Source organism: Prochlorococcus sp. MIT 1318 (assembly GCF_047304505.1).
GTDB lineage: Bacteria > Cyanobacteriota > Cyanobacteriia > PCC-6307 > Cyanobiaceae > Prochlorococcus > Prochlorococcus marinus_D.
This window is the reverse complement of record NZ_CP138958.1, coordinates 1,291,350-1,307,950: the sequence shown is the minus strand read 5'-3', so window position 1 is coordinate 1,307,950 and position 16,601 is coordinate 1,291,350. Positions and strand designations below refer to the sequence as shown.

Sequence of the window (16,601 nt, the reverse complement as noted above, 5' to 3'; positions counted from 1 at the left end):
AGTCGAACACTGCACTGGGATTGAACACTTAAAAGTTCAGTTCATGATGCTTTGAAACCTGAGTTTCAGAGCTGAGCTTGAGGCAGTCTTTTGGTTGGCTGCACTAACAGCTTCATCAATTGATCTCTTTAGGCAGGCTAAGACTGCCTTGAGCTGCTTCTAGTCGGCTAATACACTGGAGGACTTCTTGAAATCAATCAGCAAAATATATCTGGTGTCATCGCAGTTGTTCCATGCCTCATGGATTTCAGTGTCGTCAAAAATAAATGCCTTGCCAGGCTGCCAGTTGTAAATGGTATCTCCGACTCTTAAACCGCACTCGTGATTCATTCCTTTGTGAGTATCGCCTTGGCGTGCATTTGTCTTGGCTTTGGGGATAATTAGACCAAGATGGCAGCGTAGGACCTTATTCGTGTAGCCAGTGTGAGGCAAGATCCGAGTCTGTGGTGTCATAGCTGAGAAGCCGGCTGTTGTCATTCCTGGTATCGCTTCGACAATTTTTGTTGTGATAGGGCAGCGATTGCAGTTCTCCGTTAGTTTCTCTCCGAATGCATGCAGGCCAAAAACTTTCCAGTCGCCATGATAAACGCTTCTTTCATGCCATGATTGAAAATAATCTTGACCGCTCTTATTCTCTTTGCCTAGCAATACGCTTAGCTCGTAACGAATTGATTGCCAACTCTTCTCAAGCTCTGCAAGGAATTTATAGTTGTAATTGACTCTGCTCACCTTGTATTTGTAATGCATGCAATAATTGTAGGGCATTTAAAGGTCATGCCTGCCATTGCTCAGAGGGCTTGGCATGGGCGAATTGCGAGTTGTTTTGTGGTGTGGAGTGCTTGATGGTCGATAATGAATTTTGGATTCAATTTGTCTTTGGCAAAAATGATCCTCAGCTTTTTAGCGAGTTGTCATTATTTTGGGATCGATTTAGAGCGGCCTACAAGGATGAAATGAAGGGGCATAGCCTGGCCACCGCTACTTCAGAAACTAGTCTTGGTAGTGGAGGTCATGTCACCTCTTTGGATAGACAGCCTGCTGCCATAGCAAGAGGCCCTGAAGGATCAATTGTTGGAATTGTTTTTGTTGCTTTGACTAAAGTGGAAGATTCTTTAGATACAGGAGAATATGTTTACTTTCAGAGAATGTATACACTTGGTCAAAAGAGGAGTTTTCGTCTTTCTAATCAACTCTATACGTCTTTTTTGAAGGGATTTAAAGCTGCTAAAGGCTTTCGTGACCCACGTGCGCGTTATTTATTGGCGGAGAATGCAAATCCTGGGTTAAGAAGGCCTTCGATGCGAAGATATTTTTTTCGCCTTGGGTTCCGAATGCTAGGCATTAATCATCTGGGATACGAGGTTTGGCGTTTGCCTTTGCAGACCCGCTGAATACTACCAAGTGTTGCTGCACGTGAAACAATTGACTGGTGACCTCTTGTTTGGATGTGACACGAATGATTTCGAACCGTTGCTTAACCTTGTATTCTCTAGAGGTTGAGTTGATAGATGCTTTATGCACATAAACTTGTTTGGATGTGAGGGATAATGCCTTCTTCCTTTTAGGATCTTGATGATTTCAGAAGAAGTAATGGTCTTGAGGTTGGGTTGTTGATGGCTTTAGAAACGGTTTGCACAAATACCTACACAGCTTTTGGCTTGGAGATATCCAGCGATCTGTCGTTACCTGAGCTGCCAGTAAATCTCAAGCCTGAGATTGTTGTTGATCAGGTGAGCATCACTGCTTCAGCCAGAGAAGATTGGCCAGAGTTGAATGCCAGTGTTCACAGCACGCCAACCGTGCAGATGGCCTCCAATGATTGGCGTTTAGAGCTTGAAGGGATCGGCTGGTTCCGTGTTCATCAAGGCACTTGTATCAATTGGCAGCGATGGGATGACAGCGTAAGCGATCGCGATTTGAGAACGTTTCTGGTAAGTAGTGCCCTTGGGGCCTTAATGATTCAGCGCGGCAGCCTGATGCTGCAGGCAACAGCATTGGTTAGGGATGGAAAGGCAGTGTTGCTGTTAGGTCCGCCTGCTAGCGGTAAATCGACATTGGCCTGGTGCCTTCATCAACAAGGCTGGCAATTGCTCAGTAGTGAGCTAACGCTGGTTGATCCTCAGGGGATGGCCTGGCCCGGCATGCAACAAATCAAGGTATGGCATGACGCTGCCATGGAATTAGATCTGGACTTGACAGTGATGCCTGTTGTTCGTAAAGGCTTGCGGCGCTATTCCTTCATGCCTACGGATCTTTCAACTGCCAATCAGCCCACTCCTTTGGCGGCGATCTATGGCATAACTCGTCGAGATAAGGCGAAGAATAAGGATAAAGAGGAAGAAGAGTTGAGAATAGTTGCCTGGGCTGTGCTTAGACAACAGGCAGCCTTGCTACAGCTACGCAATCAGGCATTTCAGCCACGTTTTTACAGGGGTATGGAGCAAGAGCAACAGTTGTTTTTGCATGTTGCTGCCTTAGTGCGCAGTATTGGCCTGTACCATTTAGTGCTTCCGGATGATGTCAAACGTATGCAAATAGCCTTGAAAGATGCAAATCTTCTCGACCCAATTTCGCTCGCTCCAGAGCTGAGTGAGCCTGCATCTGAATCCTTGTCAGAAGCTAAATCAAAGGAAGAAAAGTGATAGCGATCAACGAGCAAGGCTATTGGTATCTGGCTTCTTATCCCAAATCTGGTAACACATGGTGTCGCGTATTCATTACCGAGTTGATGCGGCTTTCAACTGAGGGGGAAGCAGAGGAGGAGCTCAATCTCAATAGGGATGTAGAAACTGGTGCGATTGCATCGTCACGTCATTGGTTAAATGATCAGTTGGGTATCAATACTTGCGACCTTAGTTTTGCTGAATTGGATCCATTAAGGGGGCGAGCTGGTGAAACAGCGTTTCTATTTGCAGAAGGTGAACGATTTCATAAGGTTCATGATGCATTTCGATCGCCAGATTCAAAGGGTCGTCCAGTTGTCAGCACAGTAGGTTGCAAGGGAGTTGTTTATATCTTGCGTCATCCTGAAGATGTGGCAGTGTCGTTGAGCCATTTCTTCTCTTGGGATTTGTCTCGATGTGTGAGTTTTCTATTGGATCCGTGTGCTGGATTAGTGCCGCATGAAAATCATGGGGGCCATCAGGTACGGCAACATATGGGGCGATGGGGGCAGCATGTGCTCTCTTGGGTTGAACAAACGAAAGTTCCTTCTTTGGTGATTCGCTATGAAGACATGCTGGCAAATGGCCCGGAAACATTTATGGCATTAGCAAAATTTCTTGAGTTGCCGGATGATCCTGAGTTGGTGAATAAAGCCCTTGAGAATACATCAATTGAGCGCCTTAAAAAGCTTGAAGATGAGACTGGTGGTTTCAATGAGAAGCCGGAAGGATGTGAACGTTTCTTTCGCTCAGGTCGAACGGGTGAAGGAGCAGAAAAGCTGTCTATTGAGCAACGCAGCAGATTGTTTTCTGGGCTTAAAGAGGTCATGAAACGCTTCTCTTATGATGGCCCTGCAGATGAGTGACTTTGTCGTTCAATATATATTTGGTGGAGTAGATAATTCCTTGAAAAAGGATATCAAATGCTTCTGGGAGGACAATATCAGCGCCTATAAACTTGAAACCAATGAACACGTTGTTGAAAGCAAAAGAACAAATAGCAAAGCAAAAGTTGGCCCGCCATTGCGTCGTCAGCCCGCTGCTATTGCCCGTAATCGATCTGGTGAAGTTGTAGGTATTGTTGTTGTTGTTTTAAGGCAACTTGATTCAGAATTGAATCTTGGGACGCATGCATACTTTCAAAGAATGTATGTGTCTAAAAATTCTCGTAGTGCAAGACTGGCTTATCGACTTTATCAAGACTTCCTCCAGGGATTTATTGCTGCTAAAGATTCTCGCGATCATCGCGCTCGTTACCTTATGGCGGAGAATAGAAACCCAAGATTGCGTAACTCATTTATTAGAAAATATTTTACCAAATTAGGCTTTCGAATGCTTGGGAGTAATGATATTGATAGCGAGATCTGGTCTTTGCAATTGATAACCTCCTATTCATTATAGTTGGAGGTCCGGCTAATTTATTGGTTGGCTTAGAGCAACCCCCTTCTCGACAGCAATGCTCAGCCATGCTTTTGTTTCGCGGATACATGTATCTATGCTGACTTCATAGTCTGCTGATAATTGCTTGCAAATATCATTAAGAGAACTTGGAGTTTCAATGAGCTCCCATATTGCTGAGCCTGTTGAATTGAGTACCAAGTATTCGCAGGTTTCCGCTTGAAATAAAGCTGTCTCTCCATCTAAATCAGTAAAGATTGCCTTTGGATCACGCTTGTATAAGCATGATTCTGTTTTGTCTTCACTCCCTTCCATAGGTCTTGAATGCGAATGCATTTATTGTAGGTTAATCAGTCTAACAGGGAATTCTTTAAGTCTTAGAGATGTCTCTCTATTGCCTCGTTGGGATACGTGTAAATAGCGTGCAGATTATTATAAATATTTTAGACTTGCATAGTTAAATAACCCAGGCAATGCGGTTGCTGGTGCTAATGTAATTTTGTTTTTATGATCTTTCGCTTGCTTTTGTTCCTTTCCGAACTAGGGATAGTCATTAGGCATAGTTGAAATTGATTCCCATGAGTGATCTTCAGGTTGAATATGCATCAGTCCCAGGCTTTAGCATCGCGAAGGCTAGTCTTTCTCCCCCAGAAATAGAGCTGGAGAAAATGAATGATTTCATGCAAAAACTTCAAGAGAGGAGTGATGAATCTAATAAGCAATTTTGGGATCAAACGGGTGGTATGGCGCATTTGCATAAGCTCATGCCATTTGATTGGCTGACTATTGAAGTGGAGAAATTAGTCGTCAGGTACCTTCTGGATTTGGGTTATGACACAACTCGTATTTCTCTGTTTCACCAAAAGTCTTGGCCTGTGATCACGAGAAAAGATGGGGCAATTAAAAGGCATGCTCATTTTAATTCCGTATTGGCAGCTGTGTTTTATCTGCGCTGTTATGAGGATTCAGGTGGCCATCTTGTCTTTCATATGGATAGGCCAAGCCTCCCAAATATTCCTAAGATTAATTTGGAAAAAATAGAGTTTCCGGCACTAATTACCAAAATAGTGCCTCAATCTTTTGATTTGTTGGTATTCCCTGCTGGCTTGCCTCACTCCGTGACTGTATACGAAGGAGAAAGTCCAAGATGGAGCATTGCTTATGATATCAGCGTGACTGCTAGTGAGAAATTAGGTTCAGGTAATACGGAGTCAGTCGTTATTCATCCAAGTTTTTGGAGAGAGTTTTGCAGGGATTGAAATCACTGCCAAGTCGATACTTAGAGTCTCGTAGGTGTTAAGATGGTTATCTTTTGTTCATGTTTTGAGGTTTAGTTGAGGGGATGTAGGTATTTCTTAGACCTCAGAAGTTCATGGCTGGCTTGTCGTGCCCAGTAAATATTGCCAGAGTCAGCTTCGATCAACTACACGCCAGTATTAGTATTTGATTAGCAATAACGTGCCAGGTGCCGGATAACTAATTAGGCAGTATTAGCGGTCTTAATGAAGATTGCAAGAGCTGCATTAGCTGGCACTTAGCCAGCTTTTGGATTATACCAATGATATACAGATTTACGTCCTGTCATAAGTACACAATGATATTTATTCCCATTATCTTTTTTATGTGCTGATGGACCCGTTTTTGTACACTTCTCGCCCGAAAGCTTGCCCCCATCATGAACCCTTACATCACGATGTTTGATTGATTCTGTGAGTGATTGGATTACAGGAGTTTTCCAGGCTTTCTTTTCTGTTGTTGGTGCGTTGTTGTTGCCAAAGCGATATTCAATATTGCCAGAAACGCGTGTATCAAAGGCTTCGTCATAAGAGAGATCAACACCAAGCGTTAATCCACTGCTGATTTCATAGGAGAGTTGGGCAAGAACACCAGAGGCATCGTTAGCTGTCAGGTCATCACCATGCTGGTAGTAGTAACCAATCGAGGCATCCCACTGCGGGCTGATGGCATAGCCAACATCTAAGCCGTAGGTGCGTAGAGCACCACCGCGGTAATGGTCGTTAAGCACATGCTCTGTATCGCCAATAGGGAAGAGGCCATAAGCATTGAAGTTCCAGCTATCGGAAACAGCTTCTAAACCTGCAGCTATTTGAGAGAAGAAGACATCACGGCGATCACTAACGGATTTGGCATCCCTGATAAAAGCATCAGCATTGCCTGTATTCATTGGCCGGCTGTCATAGCCAGCATTCACCCCATACATCCAGCTGCGATCACCATTGAGCCAGCGATAACCCAAGCGGGTTGAGGTGGAGATGGTTGTACCCGCGACATCGGTATTAATGATGCTGCTGTAGCCGTCGTAGTCAGAGAAGTTGGCGTTAGCTAAGGCATCAAGGAAGAAGACACTGTTCTCGCCAACGGCAATGGGAAGAAAGGCTCCAATACCAGCTTGATTTGGTGTTCCTGCTCCTTGTAGGGCTCCTTGAAAACCCCAGTTGAACTGCACAGCGTCTTTAAGGTTGATCTCCATCACGCCAAGATCTGCTGCACTGCCGCTTTCTTCTTGAGCAGCGACTGGATGGATGGGAGAGTTGGCTAAGGCAAGAGCCGCCGCACCGGTAAGGGTTAAAGAGAGACGAATCGAACGCTGCACTGGGATTAAGCGCTTAAAAGGTCACTCATTATCTGGGATTTTTTGGGTTGCAGCTGTCAGTCCATATCAACTGCATTAAAAGGAATTTTTTGGATGAGCGGCATGCAAATTACTTTTGAGCATTTGTGACTGAACCATGCATTTGCGTTGAAATAAGCACCGTTCTTGCGAAGGAATCATGTCTCTTCTAGGGCAGGAGTCGCAGAGATGGTGCCTATTGCTGCAGCTCCTGCTCTGTGGTTTTCTTCCGCTACTAGGGATGATTCCTGTAAGAGCGGCTCAGCTTCCAGGCCTCACGCCACTAGCACTCGCATGCTTTCAATCTGGTCAGCTCAACGCATGCCAAGCCGCTTTACTGCGCGCGGAAGCCCTGCAGAGACGTGCAGGAGCTCAGAGCAACTATCCCTGTCAGACCTTGCTGCTTGGCTTGCAAGCAGATGTGATCATGAGTCAACTTCGAGCTGGACGTGGTGATGATGCTTTGATCATGCTGGAGGAGGTCAGCAGTAGTTGTCGAGGTTTGTGATCTAAGAGAGCAGAACTAGCGATCTCTTGAATTGCTTTTAATCGTCTTTACTGTTACCCCGGCAACCCTTACCTTCAGCGTAAATATTGTCTTGACCCTCGCTTGATAGCCCAGGGCGGATACAGCACAATCCTTGCTCACTGAGCCTTGCAGAAGGGCTTGGTAAAGCTGGCCATAGAAATATTGGGATTCCTATTATTGGAGCTATAACTCAGGAGACTTTATTTTTTATTTCGTTGCAGACAGGAAGCAGTTCATGCAAAGCTTTTGGAGTAATCACATCTTTTACTGCTGCTTGACTAATGTCTAAGTTTGTAGATTTTAATCGACCTGTATCGAGAGAATGCAATGGTTCAAAGCATCTAATCTAATTTGCCAGTGGCTCTAAAGAACCTTTCCTACTTGTCTATAGACTTTTAGTATTGAGCCTCTTGCCTGCGATTAGCTCTATTAAAATTATAATTTTGTTGACTAATGATTCAAAGCATGCCTGCAAGTTCCAAGGCATTTGTATACGGGGAGTGCTGATAATCATTAACCCCCTTAATGTTCTGACCTTTCAAGTCTGGCGAGCTGATGCTATAATGGATTTTAAGAGTTAAAACTCTTTTCCTGCCTCCTTCCATCATCGACACTTGTTAATGATGGAAGCTGTGATCTATTTGTTGATCCATGTTCAGAGAGCTGCTCCTTGCGTTGCCTGTTGAGCAAGACATTTTGATTCAAATTGTGTTGGCGTTCATCGGCCTATTTGTTTGGCTTTGGGCCGTTGGCAGGGGAGGTAGTTGGGCTTTTGGAGCATTTGTGGTAGGGCTTTGGTTCTTAACAGCGATTGGGCTGATTACCTGGAATTTTTCGGAATAGCAAGCAGCTCAATCCCTCTTATGGATTCCAATCTTGTGGAGAAAACACTTGTCTTTAAATCTGAATGAATAAGCCACAGGTTTTGTATTTTCATTCAAGTGCTGAGTGTGTCGCCGTTTAAACCTTGTGATACTTAGCTGCTTTCCACTCGCGTCAACCATGCTTGGCTTGGATTGAATATAGTAGTTCCCGTGCGTTCCCTTTGCGGGGCTGGGCTCACCAATGAGGCTTTTGTACAAATTTATGTTTGCAACAGCGAAAGCATGAAAAGGCGCTATTATTGAAAGAAGCTTGCTTTTGTGATCAATGAATTCTGCACTCTCAAGAAGTTCAGGCCTCAACTGGGCTCAGAAGACATTGGCCACTCTGTTTGCGTCGACTCTCTTCATTTATGGCTTGGATCGAACAGTGCCAGGCGTTCACAACTTCTTGATGGGTGCCTTCTCCTGCCACGGTGGCTGAGTCTCTAGACTTGAATAGTCAATTTGTATTCAAAGACCAGGATTTTTGATCCGGGTCTTTTTTGTGCGGGCAAAAAATCAAATCAGGCTATCAAAATTGCGTTGATGTTTAATAAACCTCAAATGACACTAATCGAAAAGGTGTGCTATTAACATCAGAATGCGGATGCTGATTGTGATCTTCAGAGCAGGGAACATTTTAAATAAGATGAATCATTTCTCTTCCTGTTCAGAGGTTCAGTATCCTCTCCAGCCAGTTTTCGCAGCGTTAAAGGTCAGATCAAAATAACCCCTTCGTTTTTAGGATACGCTCCAGAGATTCCTGTTTTGCTTAGCTGGAGTCGAGACAGCTTTCAGAAGCCTGTGGCCTGAAAGAACGATTGATTGCGATCATCACCATCACCTTCTTCTGTCTTCGTCATGGCCTCAATCTCGTCAGCTTGAGATTCTCTTGAGCTTGCTGACGGGGCTCATCAGCTAGATGGTTAAACCAGAGATTGCTTGGAGGTAAGGGCGTAGCGTTTGCCTGGTTCTGGGTCAATGAACTTGACCTGAGCAGGAAGCATTTCGGCAACGTCTTTTGCTGATCCCTCCATCTGCATAAAGCTGCTCAGCAGCCCCTCGAAGCGAACATTCCCTCCAGCAGTGCTAGCAAGGATGGTGTTTGGCTCAAATCTTTTGAGCAATTCAGGAAGAACTTGACGGCCTTTCACAAAAGCCCCTGCAAGAGGCAGGCCAAGATCAACCACCGGGGTGATCACCGCATCAACGGATTGTGATTCGATTTTGCTGTCGAGAAAACCATGAGGTTCAAGGTAGATCTTGCCGTCAGCATTGCTGATGAGATAACCGTTTTCCATCGAGGGCACCATGGCTCCAGCAGTCGCGCGGATGGTGAGTCCAGCGATGTTGGTGCTCTCTCCAGGATGCAATGGCGTCACTTGTGTAAATCCCAAGCGCCCAACCAGTTTTGCGGCCGAGGGGGAGCCAACAATCTTGAGATCCCTGGGAAGAAGTTGCAGGGTTTCTGGGTGGGCATGATCTGGCAACCCCTGGCTCAAAATCAGTACATCAAGGTTGCCAGGCACAGCCCAGTCGCGGGGCAGCCTGCCATTCAGCAACCAGGGGCCTGGTGGGAAGGAGAGTTGACCGGTGAGCCAGGGATCCACCAATACCCTGCAGGCACCAAACTCCAGCAACCAACCGTTGGCACCAAAATAGGTCGCTGCCAGGTTCATGATCTGCTCAGGTTCTGAGATCTGACCCTATCGGGGATCTGGTATCGATTGCTGGATGCACCCGTCTTGCAGGTAGGAATTCTTTTAACTGGCAGCTGCCATCTCCTTTGAAAGAGATCATGCTCTGCATGGCGATCATGTCCAAGTCGCATGCTGTTGAGTCGTGATCTGTCGTTGATAGAGCTAGGCATGCGAGCTCTGCCTTAGAACAATCAAATTTTAGTGCAGGTCTCTTTCTCAATGGTCTTCCATCGATTAACAACGCCTGCCTTCACAAGTAAAGACGACTATCCTAATTTAATCGATTGGCGAGAAATCTGCTTCGGAAGTCGAATATGCAGGCGACTTATTAAGAGCCTTTTTAACGTGGCTGGAAAAAGAAATAAGTATTAATAAGCCAGTATAGATTGGGTTGGGATTGTGATGATTGTTTGATTTACTGCTCTTACTCAATTCATCTATTCTCCCTATAGTATCGCAGGCCCAGCTTCATTCTCTTGGTCATTTATGGATATCTTTTGACCTGCGAATCTTGTGATTTGATGATATAAAATGAATGCTAAATTCGAAGTCAAGCATTTGCAGGCTTTTGCTTTGATGTAGAGATGGCTAATGAAAATCTGGGCAGATCTATTGCAGTCACATCAGGCTGATCAGATTGTCCGATCACAAATTCCGGCAGGAATGGCGCCTGTTGTAATTTTTAGCGGAGTCCAGCTTCATTTTTTCTAAATGTGGTAAGGTTCGGCGTCTTCAAGTAAAGGCTGCTAAAAAATTATGCCTCCAGTTCTTGGCAGTTTCGGCTCCCCTGTCATCGTCCTTACCGGGACTCTCGGTTGGCAGTTCTATTTGGTATGTGTCTTCGTGATCGTTGGCCTTATCCTCACTGGTTATATCTTGCCCTCTTCCGGGGTGTATGGCTCTCTGAGAGGTTGGGGCACAGGAACTCCATGGCTGGTCGGCATTGTGCTGCTGGCCAGTGTTGTGACGGTGGTAGAGGTGGCTCGCGGCCTGGTTGGCCCCTCCTTGGCTGTTGGCCTATTTATGCTGATCCTTGGATTGCTCGTCCTAGACCAGTTGGGTCGGCAACTCTCTAGGTCTGGTGGTTGATTGCTGGCCAATTTTCTTCTTGGTTTCTCGCATGAGCAGTTAGATCTAAATTGATTGGCACTTTTCATTGGTATTGATTGGATCAACCAATCTCTCAGAAGTATCATCACTGGATTTAATTAGCGTTGATATCACTAAAAAGCCCCGCGTTTAAAGCGGGGCTTTTTTATTGTTTTTCCCCTATAGCCGTGTCGACTTTTTGTTTTCGTGATCCACTGCTTTTGACAGGTTATTGCCTCTTCATCTGAGAGGCAGTTGGCTGGCTTAATTCCAGTGGTGAGTTTAATCACGTGGCTGTTTGCTCAGCATGCTTCTAGTACTTTCACTGTCTTAAGGCTGATGTCGTTTACACCTGGGGCTTCAATAGCAGGTGTGCTATCAGCACTAGATCAAACGAACCTTTAGGGATCAACCAAGAGCATTCACAGTCTTGGCCGTTCTGGTTAAGCAGGGTGGTATTGAGGTGGTCACACAAAGCAGTTTTTCTTCTTGCCATCGTCGCTGCTGCGATGGGTCAGCGTGATGGACGAGCACCTTGGGGCCCTTCACGAGCTTGGTGCCTTGCCTGATGGCTGAGTTTTGCAGAGAAGTCAATGCTGACCTCAGGCTGAAAAGCTGCCGAGTTCTTAGTGTCCGCACCAGAGTGCACAGGTTGCAGTCACGACAGCGATGACCAGCCCGCCCCATTTGATGACCTTCTGGGGAGCATTGAATGTGGCGCCCACCAGGATTGCGGAAAGGTTGATCACCATGAGCTGATCAGCTGAAGGCGAGATGCCGAAAGGCCCTGCAGTAGCGAGCAAGTTCATCATGAGTGTTGACAGTAAAAAGATATTAGAGCAAATATCCTTTTAGATAAAGGTGAGTTGTGTTTATTCCTCTGGGTTTAGTTGGCAAGGCTGCTCCCAATCCGATGGCGACCTAGATAATCAATATTACGTACACATGAAATACTTCATGGTAGTAGTGAAACAATTTAAACCCATTTGCTATAGGAATACAGGTGACACCTTGCGCAGGGGGAAATACTTCCTAAGTACCTATTTTTAGCAGTGATATCAAGCTCTATTTCCAGTGATGGAATACTCATGCTAATAAGATCAGCAAGAGGGATGCAAACTCCTAGCCTTGCCGGTTAGGTTTTCCTTCTCCAATCGTTAGGGAGTTGTTGAGATTCATGATCACCCGACCAAGTCGATTCGTGATAGTAGATAGGGGATTCACAATGGCGAATATATTTTTACAATGTTCATTGAATTGCTCAAAATTGGAATGATCACCTTCTAGCAGTATTGGCTGAGCAGTCGTCGCGAGCAGCGATTTGTTTTTAGGAGCCCCTCGTCGTCGATAGGTCTGTATGCCGGCGTGTTTGGCTTTAAGTGCTAACCAATTCATGCGTACAGGAAATCTGCTAAATCAAGTGTGCCAAGTTGTTCAGCTTCTGGATATCAGGGGTGTTCAGAATTAGCCCGAGTGATGAGTGTGATTGGCCTCGATAAAAAAACTGTGGTGGCATTCCAGCAGAGCTTTTTTTGGAGCACCGGTCTGATCTTTTGTCTTGGCTAGGTGATTGGCCTTTTGACAATCTTTTCCTCGCATTCGTTATGCACTGGTCAGGAGCAACGCTTGGCTCTTAGCTCATCGCGTTGGTGTTGATCAGGTTGGTGTAAAGACTTTTTTTAGGCGCGGGGGGGGGCTGATTTTGAGGGATGGTTTTAAGCTTTTAAGTACCCAGAAAACTCACGCCAACCTGTCGTCGTCGTGGACCGTCTAACTCCACCAGGATGACGTCTTGATATCGACCTAGCACGAGTTGGGCATCCTGGACAGAAACCATGAGGTGATTCCCGAGCAGCAACGCCTGTAAGTGTGCATGGGCATTTCGCGGTTCATCCTCAGGGATATTGGGGCGAAGATGAAGGTCGTTGTGTTTCCAGCTCAGATCCACTGGGGCCAATTGATTGAGCCAATGCTTGATGTCTTCAAGTAGGCGTTCTTCCCATTCATTCACGATCAGGCCTGTGGTGGTGTGCAGACCGGCCAGCACCAGAGCACCCTCCCTGTAACCGTGTTGCTCGATGAGTTGCTGTAGGGGTTCGCTGATGCGATGAAAGGCCAATGGTCCTTCGGTGATCACCGTGATAAGAGCCTTATTGCCCTCGAGAGTGTTGATCTCATCAGTATGCATGGGGACAAACCTCGTCAGTGATGAAATTAGCTGCATTGCTATTTTGTCGCTGAATATTGGTTTATATGCAAGTTAGTCTTTACGACTACCTCTGGGCTCTGAACTATGAACACACCTTTTAAGACTCTTCAATTAGCCATCATTCAGCAGCCAATCCGAGTCAATCGAATGGCATCGTCATTTCTCCATTAAAGATAAGCGCTTTTGATTCCTGAATTTTATTGAAGGCTGCTTGTCGTTAATGGATATGTGCGTGATCGTCTAAGTACGTCAAAAGGAGGTTCATGGCTGCTCTAGTTATTTTTGTGCTTATTCTTCTTTCTTTTGGGGGCATTATTTTAGGAGTTGGTGCTTTGATCCTGCTGCTCAATAAAGGTGAAAAGGCTGAGGAAATAAAAGCTCTCCTTGAGGGCATGTGGATTGACCTTAAAGACCTTTACGTTAGATTTGTAAGATTATATAATCTTCTTGTGGCATTTTTTAAAGAGCTAATTCAGCGTGAACCAGAGGGAATTAATGAAGTCGCAAAAGCTGAAGATGTGACTTCTGTTGTATTAGCCAGCGAAGCCGATGAAGCGGCCATTCAAGAATGCATTGTTGAAGAGAAAGATAATAATGGTCAGTCTTAGGCCTAGCCAAGCTAGTCAATGGGTTTAAGAATAGATTGCTATTCGTATATAGATTGCAATCCATGCCCATGCTCATCCAACTACTCCTTAATAAAATCAGAAACAATTTCATGTTGATTTCTGTGCAAATACCTTGGTCTTTTATTAGTGGATCTTTGTAGTCTTTGCGATACCTTCTGCCTTTGAACTCACTCACCGGAACATTTTTATTCTTGGATTGACGGTTGATATTACTGGCGAGAGTAAGTGGACGAATGATCTTGTTCGCTAGGTAATTTGAAGTGCTACGAACAGAATAAAGGAACATGCGCTCAAGGCTTTTGCTAACTCAAAAGAACAACTCCTCTAGCAATCATCAGCTGAAGTACAGAATATCATTAAATTGCAGCGCTGCGGGGCTCGCTAGTGCCGAGCTGAGATAGAAGATGTTATCCGCTAAATAATGCATAGATTTTCACTAAAGTAAAAATTAAGCGCGCTCATTGCCAAAAAGCTGAGGTGAGGTTGGAGAATTCTTCAACTCGTCCCCTCTGACTGCACGCACCCCGATGGATTCAAACCATCAACCGTCTGCTTAGAAGGCAGATGAATCTGTGCTCGAGAATGCCTGGTGTGACTGGGTTTTAATGATCAGCGCTGGCCATGCGTTTTCATTTCCGTTTGCAAAATGCATGCGATTTGACGCATCAAGTCGACTCAAGCGTTTCGGTTTCTTCTCGGGATGTCTTTGTCGGCCTGGTTTTTTAAGACGCCCCCTGATGGATTCGAACCATCGACCGACTGCTTAGAAGGCAGTTGCTCTATCCAGCTGAGCTAAGGGAGCACTAGATCATTTTGACAGTCATTGTTGCGTTGGCCGCTTATGGTTAGGCGCTGCGAACTTGCATTCGATGGCGGCCAGCCGGCTCAGCGACAGCCAGAAATCTGAGCTTGTGGAGCGTTACAGGGCAGGTGATGCCACAGCAAGCCTTGCCAAGGCTTACGGCTGCAGCCCTAATACTGTCACTCGCACCGTTAAAACACTGCTTTCAGAGAAGGACTACGTCGCGGTGAAGGCTTCTCGTGCCCAGCGTGGTGCCATCCCTAAGCCTTTCTCTAATGTTGAAGCAGCAAGCGTTAAGGATCAATCGGCGTCGAGCTCAACGACGCTGACTTCCCCTGAAGAGATGAAGCTTGAAGACGGGAACGTGGATGAGCTCGCGTTGGACGACGAAGCTGCAGGTGTTCTTGCTCTCGATGATGCCGATGACTTTGGTCATGATCCAGAAGAGGACTCGAGCGAAGATGATCATCTCGAGGCGGACATGGGCGATCTCCCTGAGTCCGAGGTGTTTCGCGAGCTGGTTCCTTTAGTCACAGATTCTGTTGATTTCAGTGATCGTCCAACGGTTCAATGTGAGCCTCTCTTGCCTGGCTTGTTACCTAGCAGTGTTTATATGCTTGTCGACAAGACAGTTGAACTTGATGCACGCCCGCTGAAGGAGTTTTCAGAGTTGGGTGTTCTAGCCAATGATGATCAAGAAAGACGGGCTCTTTGTTTGTTTGCGAATCCCCGTTCTGCCAAACGTCAGTGTGGACGTAGTCAAAGGGTGATCAAGGTACCTGACACAAGCGTTTTTGAGCTCACCACCTCCTATCTATTGGCTCGCGGCATCACCCGTTTGGTGTTGGAGGGTTCACTGATTGCCCTTGATGCTCCAGCCCCATCGGTCTGAAAGGTTCGTGATTCGCCGCTTCAGAGTCAGAGGCGTTCAGGCTCTTGGCTTGGGCAGCAGCAGAGCGGCTGTACTACCGCCACTAATCACACCTGCGACGATTGACATCCCTACCAGAAAACCTGTGGGGAGCTCTGCGCTTTTGGCATTGCCCAGCCTGAGACTGTGGCGATCAGTAAGGTTTTGGGCTCCTAGGCAGAGCACGATCAAAAGCAACCCGCCGCTGAGAAAACTGCTTGTTAGCAGTCGCAGCCGTAACACCATGATGTATTTTCGATGGTTCTCTTAGTTTGACCTTTCTAGGAGTTCACTCGCTCTCGTTTTCTACCTTTTGGTGGAGCAGGGCATAGAGAGCCCTTCTGGATTGCCCTGATTGATGAGCGAGTTGTCGAGCAGCATCACTGGCGCTTGCGCCACTGGCCATCAACGCTGCCAATTCCGCTCGCCAATGCGCGTCACTTTGCTGATCTGGTCCTGAGATTGGAGCACCTCCTAGGACAAGAGTGCATTCCCCTAGAGGCTTGTGTTCAAGAAAATGCTGAAGGGCTGCTGCGATCGTTGGCCCTACTTGTTGTTCATGGCGTTTGGTGAGTTCCCTGGCCACCTGTAAGGGCCGCTCATCCCCGCAAAGTTGCGCCAATTCTTTCAACAGTTGCACCAGCCGGTGTGGTGCCTCGTAAAGAACGGTTGTTCGGGTCTCGCTGGCGACCGCTGCCAGCTGCTGCCGCCGTTCCTTGCCCCTGGAGGCTAGAAAACCTTCAAAACAAAAGCGGCCAGAAGGAAGTCCGCTGCTTACTAATGCTGTTGTTGCTGCACAGGGGCCGGGAATACAGATCACCTGGTGCCCATCTGCCCTAGCGGCTGCAACAAGTTGTTCGCCGGGGTCGCTGATGCCCGGCAGCCCGGCATCACTGATTAAAGCCAGGCTTTTCCCTTCGTTGAGTAGTTGAAGCAGTTGCGGGAGGCGAGATTTGGTGTTGTGTTGGTGGAAGCTGATGCGTTGACTCTGAGCGCCCAGGCCGTTGAGTAGATAGCCGCTATGGCGTGTGTCTTCACAGGCGATGGCCGAGACATTCGTGAGCACAGAGCGTGCTCGGGGTGAGAGATCTCCGAGGTGACCAATGGGCGTCCCAACCACATAGAGCACCCCTGGGGCTGGTTCCTCTCGCTGACTCAAAATGAGGCTTGCACGTGT

General features: G+C 46.5%; 21 protein-coding genes and 1 tRNA gene. 11 read left to right on the top strand and 11 right to left on the bottom strand.

Annotated features, from left to right (window positions below):
* Window positions 1-159: 159 nt before the first annotated feature.
* Window positions 160-765, bottom strand: coding sequence for an aspartyl/asparaginyl beta-hydroxylase domain-containing protein (locus tag SIB66_RS06510; protein WP_413681194.1), 606 nt, complete (start codon window positions 763-765; stop codon window positions 160-162).
* Between the two features lie 77 nt (window positions 766-842).
* Between SIB66_RS06510 and SIB66_RS06505 the strand changes: the two genes are divergently transcribed.
* From SIB66_RS06505 to SIB66_RS06490, 4 genes are all read left to right on the top strand, one after another.
* Window positions 843-1,391, top strand: coding sequence for a hypothetical protein (locus tag SIB66_RS06505; RefSeq protein WP_063406565.1), 549 nt, complete (start codon window positions 843-845; stop codon window positions 1,389-1,391).
* Between the two features lie 222 nt (window positions 1,392-1,613).
* Complete coding sequence (locus SIB66_RS06500) at window positions 1,614-2,642, top strand: hypothetical protein (protein ID WP_063406391.1); 1,029 nt, start codon at window positions 1,614-1,616, stop codon at window positions 2,640-2,642.
* A gap of 86 nt (window positions 2,643-2,728) precedes the next feature.
* Window positions 2,729-3,529: a sulfotransferase domain-containing protein gene (locus tag SIB66_RS06495; RefSeq protein ID WP_236070255.1), complete on the top strand. Its 801-nt coding sequence runs from the start codon at window positions 2,729-2,731 to the stop codon at window positions 3,527-3,529.
* Window positions 3,507-4,064 (top strand): hypothetical protein, encoded by a 558-nt coding sequence (locus SIB66_RS06490; protein ID WP_063406390.1) that lies wholly within the window; start codon window positions 3,507-3,509, stop codon window positions 4,062-4,064. The genes SIB66_RS06495 and SIB66_RS06490 overlap by 23 nt, the downstream gene beginning before the upstream one ends.
* 12 nt (window positions 4,065-4,076) lie before the next feature.
* Here the strand turns inward: SIB66_RS06490 and SIB66_RS06485 are convergent, their stop codons facing one another.
* A complete protein-coding gene (locus SIB66_RS06485) occupies window positions 4,077-4,376 on the bottom strand; it encodes a PqqD family protein (protein WP_063406389.1) in 300 nt (99 codons plus the stop codon).
* Between the two features lie 263 nt (window positions 4,377-4,639).
* Between SIB66_RS06485 and SIB66_RS06480 the strand changes: the two genes are divergently transcribed.
* Window positions 4,640-5,320, top strand: a complete 681-nt coding sequence (locus tag SIB66_RS06480; protein WP_063406388.1) for a TIGR02466 family protein — start codon at window positions 4,640-4,642, stop codon at window positions 5,318-5,320.
* A 275-nt stretch (window positions 5,321-5,595) separates the two neighbouring features.
* On the opposite strand, the gene SIB66_RS06475 is transcribed toward SIB66_RS06480, so the two are convergent.
* The gene (locus SIB66_RS06475) at window positions 5,596-6,675 is read right to left on the bottom strand and encodes a carbamoyl-phosphate synthase (RefSeq protein ID WP_413410281.1); all 1,080 of its coding nucleotides are present in this window, start codon (window positions 6,673-6,675) and stop codon (window positions 5,596-5,598) included.
* A gap of 178 nt (window positions 6,676-6,853) precedes the next feature.
* Here SIB66_RS06475 and SIB66_RS06470 point away from each other — a divergent pair, with 178 nt between their 5' ends.
* The 3 genes from SIB66_RS06470 (at window position 6,854) to SIB66_RS06460 (ending at window position 8,527) form a co-directional block, all read left to right on the top strand.
* A complete protein-coding gene (locus SIB66_RS06470; protein ID WP_063406211.1) occupies window positions 6,854-7,201 on the top strand; it encodes a hypothetical protein in 348 nt (115 codons plus the stop codon).
* Window positions 7,202-7,873: 672 nt separating this feature from the next.
* The gene (locus tag SIB66_RS06465) at window positions 7,874-8,065 is read left to right on the top strand and encodes a hypothetical protein (protein ID WP_063406212.1); all 192 of its coding nucleotides are present in this window, start codon (window positions 7,874-7,876) and stop codon (window positions 8,063-8,065) included.
* A gap of 306 nt (window positions 8,066-8,371) precedes the next feature.
* Complete coding sequence (locus SIB66_RS06460; RefSeq protein ID WP_196757079.1) at window positions 8,372-8,527, top strand: hypothetical protein; 156 nt, start codon at window positions 8,372-8,374, stop codon at window positions 8,525-8,527.
* A gap of 484 nt (window positions 8,528-9,011) precedes the next feature.
* Here SIB66_RS06460 and SIB66_RS06455 read toward each other — a convergent pair whose 3' ends face one another.
* Window positions 9,012-9,764, bottom strand: coding sequence for an MBL fold metallo-hydrolase (locus tag SIB66_RS06455; protein WP_063406214.1), 753 nt, complete (start codon window positions 9,762-9,764; stop codon window positions 9,012-9,014).
* A 777-nt stretch (window positions 9,765-10,541) separates the two neighbouring features.
* On the opposite strand from SIB66_RS06455, the gene SIB66_RS06450 reads away from it, so the two are divergent.
* A complete protein-coding gene (locus tag SIB66_RS06450; RefSeq protein WP_011825262.1) occupies window positions 10,542-10,874 on the top strand; it encodes a hypothetical protein in 333 nt (110 codons plus the stop codon).
* A 408-nt stretch (window positions 10,875-11,282) separates the two neighbouring features.
* On the opposite strand, the gene SIB66_RS06445 is transcribed toward SIB66_RS06450, so the two are convergent.
* The 4 genes from SIB66_RS06445 to SIB66_RS06430 form a co-directional block, all read right to left on the bottom strand.
* Window positions 11,283-11,468 carry a hypothetical protein gene (locus tag SIB66_RS06445; RefSeq protein WP_063421589.1) on the bottom strand — a complete coding sequence of 62 codons (186 nt, stop codon included), beginning with the start codon at window positions 11,466-11,468 and terminating at the stop codon, window positions 11,283-11,285.
* Window positions 11,469-11,500: 32 nt separating this feature from the next.
* On the bottom strand, window positions 11,501-11,686 hold the full coding sequence (locus SIB66_RS06440) for a hypothetical protein (RefSeq protein WP_236070213.1): 186 nt from the start codon (window positions 11,684-11,686) through the stop codon (window positions 11,501-11,503).
* Window positions 11,687-11,996: 310 nt separating this feature from the next.
* A complete protein-coding gene (locus SIB66_RS06435; protein WP_063406217.1) occupies window positions 11,997-12,269 on the bottom strand; it encodes a hypothetical protein in 273 nt (90 codons plus the stop codon).
* A gap of 328 nt (window positions 12,270-12,597) precedes the next feature.
* The gene (locus SIB66_RS06430) at window positions 12,598-13,062 is read right to left on the bottom strand and encodes a secondary thiamine-phosphate synthase enzyme YjbQ (protein WP_063406218.1); all 465 of its coding nucleotides are present in this window, start codon (window positions 13,060-13,062) and stop codon (window positions 12,598-12,600) included.
* A gap of 284 nt (window positions 13,063-13,346) precedes the next feature.
* On the opposite strand from SIB66_RS06430, the gene SIB66_RS06425 reads away from it, so the two are divergent.
* The gene (locus SIB66_RS06425; RefSeq protein WP_063406219.1) at window positions 13,347-13,691 is read left to right on the top strand and encodes a hypothetical protein; all 345 of its coding nucleotides are present in this window, start codon (window positions 13,347-13,349) and stop codon (window positions 13,689-13,691) included.
* Between the two features lie 749 nt (window positions 13,692-14,440).
* Here the strand turns inward: SIB66_RS06425 and SIB66_RS06420 are convergent.
* A tRNA-Arg gene (locus SIB66_RS06420) sits at window positions 14,441-14,514 on the bottom strand.
* Window positions 14,515-14,581: 67 nt separating this feature from the next.
* Here SIB66_RS06420 and SIB66_RS06415 point away from each other — a divergent pair.
* Window positions 14,582-15,406 carry a hypothetical protein gene (locus SIB66_RS06415; RefSeq protein ID WP_063406220.1) on the top strand — a complete coding sequence of 275 codons (825 nt, stop codon included), beginning with the start codon at window positions 14,582-14,584 and terminating at the stop codon, window positions 15,404-15,406.
* A gap of 36 nt (window positions 15,407-15,442) precedes the next feature.
* On the opposite strand, the gene SIB66_RS06410 is transcribed toward SIB66_RS06415, so the two are convergent.
* Entirely contained in the window at window positions 15,443-15,670 is a 228-nt protein-coding gene (locus SIB66_RS06410) for a hypothetical protein (protein ID WP_063406221.1), read from the bottom strand.
* A gap of 43 nt (window positions 15,671-15,713) precedes the next feature.
* Window positions 15,714-16,583, bottom strand: coding sequence for a 16S rRNA (cytidine(1402)-2'-O)-methyltransferase (gene rsmI / locus SIB66_RS06405; RefSeq protein ID WP_063406222.1), 870 nt, complete (start codon window positions 16,581-16,583; stop codon window positions 15,714-15,716).
* Window positions 16,584-16,601 lie beyond the last annotated feature (18 nt).

Coding starts and splice junctions, on each gene's coding strand:
- SIB66_RS06510 (WP_413681194.1), bottom strand. CDS start 765: ATGCCCTACAATTATTGCATGCATTACAAATACAAGGTGAGCAGAGTC.
- SIB66_RS06505 (WP_063406565.1), top strand. CDS start 843: ATGGTCGATAATGAATTTTGGATTCAATTTGTCTTTGGCAAAAATGAT.
- SIB66_RS06500 (WP_063406391.1), top strand. CDS start 1,614: ATGGCTTTAGAAACGGTTTGCACAAATACCTACACAGCTTTTGGCTTG.
- SIB66_RS06495 (WP_236070255.1), top strand. CDS start 2,729: ATGCGGCTTTCAACTGAGGGGGAAGCAGAGGAGGAGCTCAATCTCAAT.
- SIB66_RS06490 (WP_063406390.1), top strand. CDS start 3,507: ATGATGGCCCTGCAGATGAGTGACTTTGTCGTTCAATATATATTTGGT.
- SIB66_RS06485 (WP_063406389.1), bottom strand. CDS start 4,376: ATGGAAGGGAGTGAAGACAAAACAGAATCATGCTTATACAAGCGTGAT.
- SIB66_RS06480 (WP_063406388.1), top strand. CDS start 4,640: ATGAGTGATCTTCAGGTTGAATATGCATCAGTCCCAGGCTTTAGCATC.
- SIB66_RS06470 (WP_063406211.1), top strand. CDS start 6,854: ATGTCTCTTCTAGGGCAGGAGTCGCAGAGATGGTGCCTATTGCTGCAG.
- SIB66_RS06465 (WP_063406212.1), top strand. CDS start 7,874: ATGTTCAGAGAGCTGCTCCTTGCGTTGCCTGTTGAGCAAGACATTTTG.
- SIB66_RS06460 (WP_196757079.1), top strand. CDS start 8,372: ATGAATTCTGCACTCTCAAGAAGTTCAGGCCTCAACTGGGCTCAGAAG.
- SIB66_RS06455 (WP_063406214.1), bottom strand. CDS start 9,764: ATGAACCTGGCAGCGACCTATTTTGGTGCCAACGGTTGGTTGCTGGAG.
- SIB66_RS06450 (WP_011825262.1), top strand. CDS start 10,542: ATGCCTCCAGTTCTTGGCAGTTTCGGCTCCCCTGTCATCGTCCTTACC.
- SIB66_RS06440 (WP_236070213.1), bottom strand. CDS start 11,686: ATGATGAACTTGCTCGCTACTGCAGGGCCTTTCGGCATCTCGCCTTCA.
- SIB66_RS06435 (WP_063406217.1), bottom strand. CDS start 12,269: ATGAATTGGTTAGCACTTAAAGCCAAACACGCCGGCATACAGACCTAT.
- SIB66_RS06430 (WP_063406218.1), bottom strand. CDS start 13,062: ATGCATACTGATGAGATCAACACTCTCGAGGGCAATAAGGCTCTTATC.
- SIB66_RS06425 (WP_063406219.1), top strand. CDS start 13,347: ATGGCTGCTCTAGTTATTTTTGTGCTTATTCTTCTTTCTTTTGGGGGC.
- SIB66_RS06415 (WP_063406220.1), top strand. CDS start 14,582: ATGGCGGCCAGCCGGCTCAGCGACAGCCAGAAATCTGAGCTTGTGGAG.
- SIB66_RS06410 (WP_063406221.1), bottom strand. CDS start 15,670: ATGGTGTTACGGCTGCGACTGCTAACAAGCAGTTTTCTCAGCGGCGGG.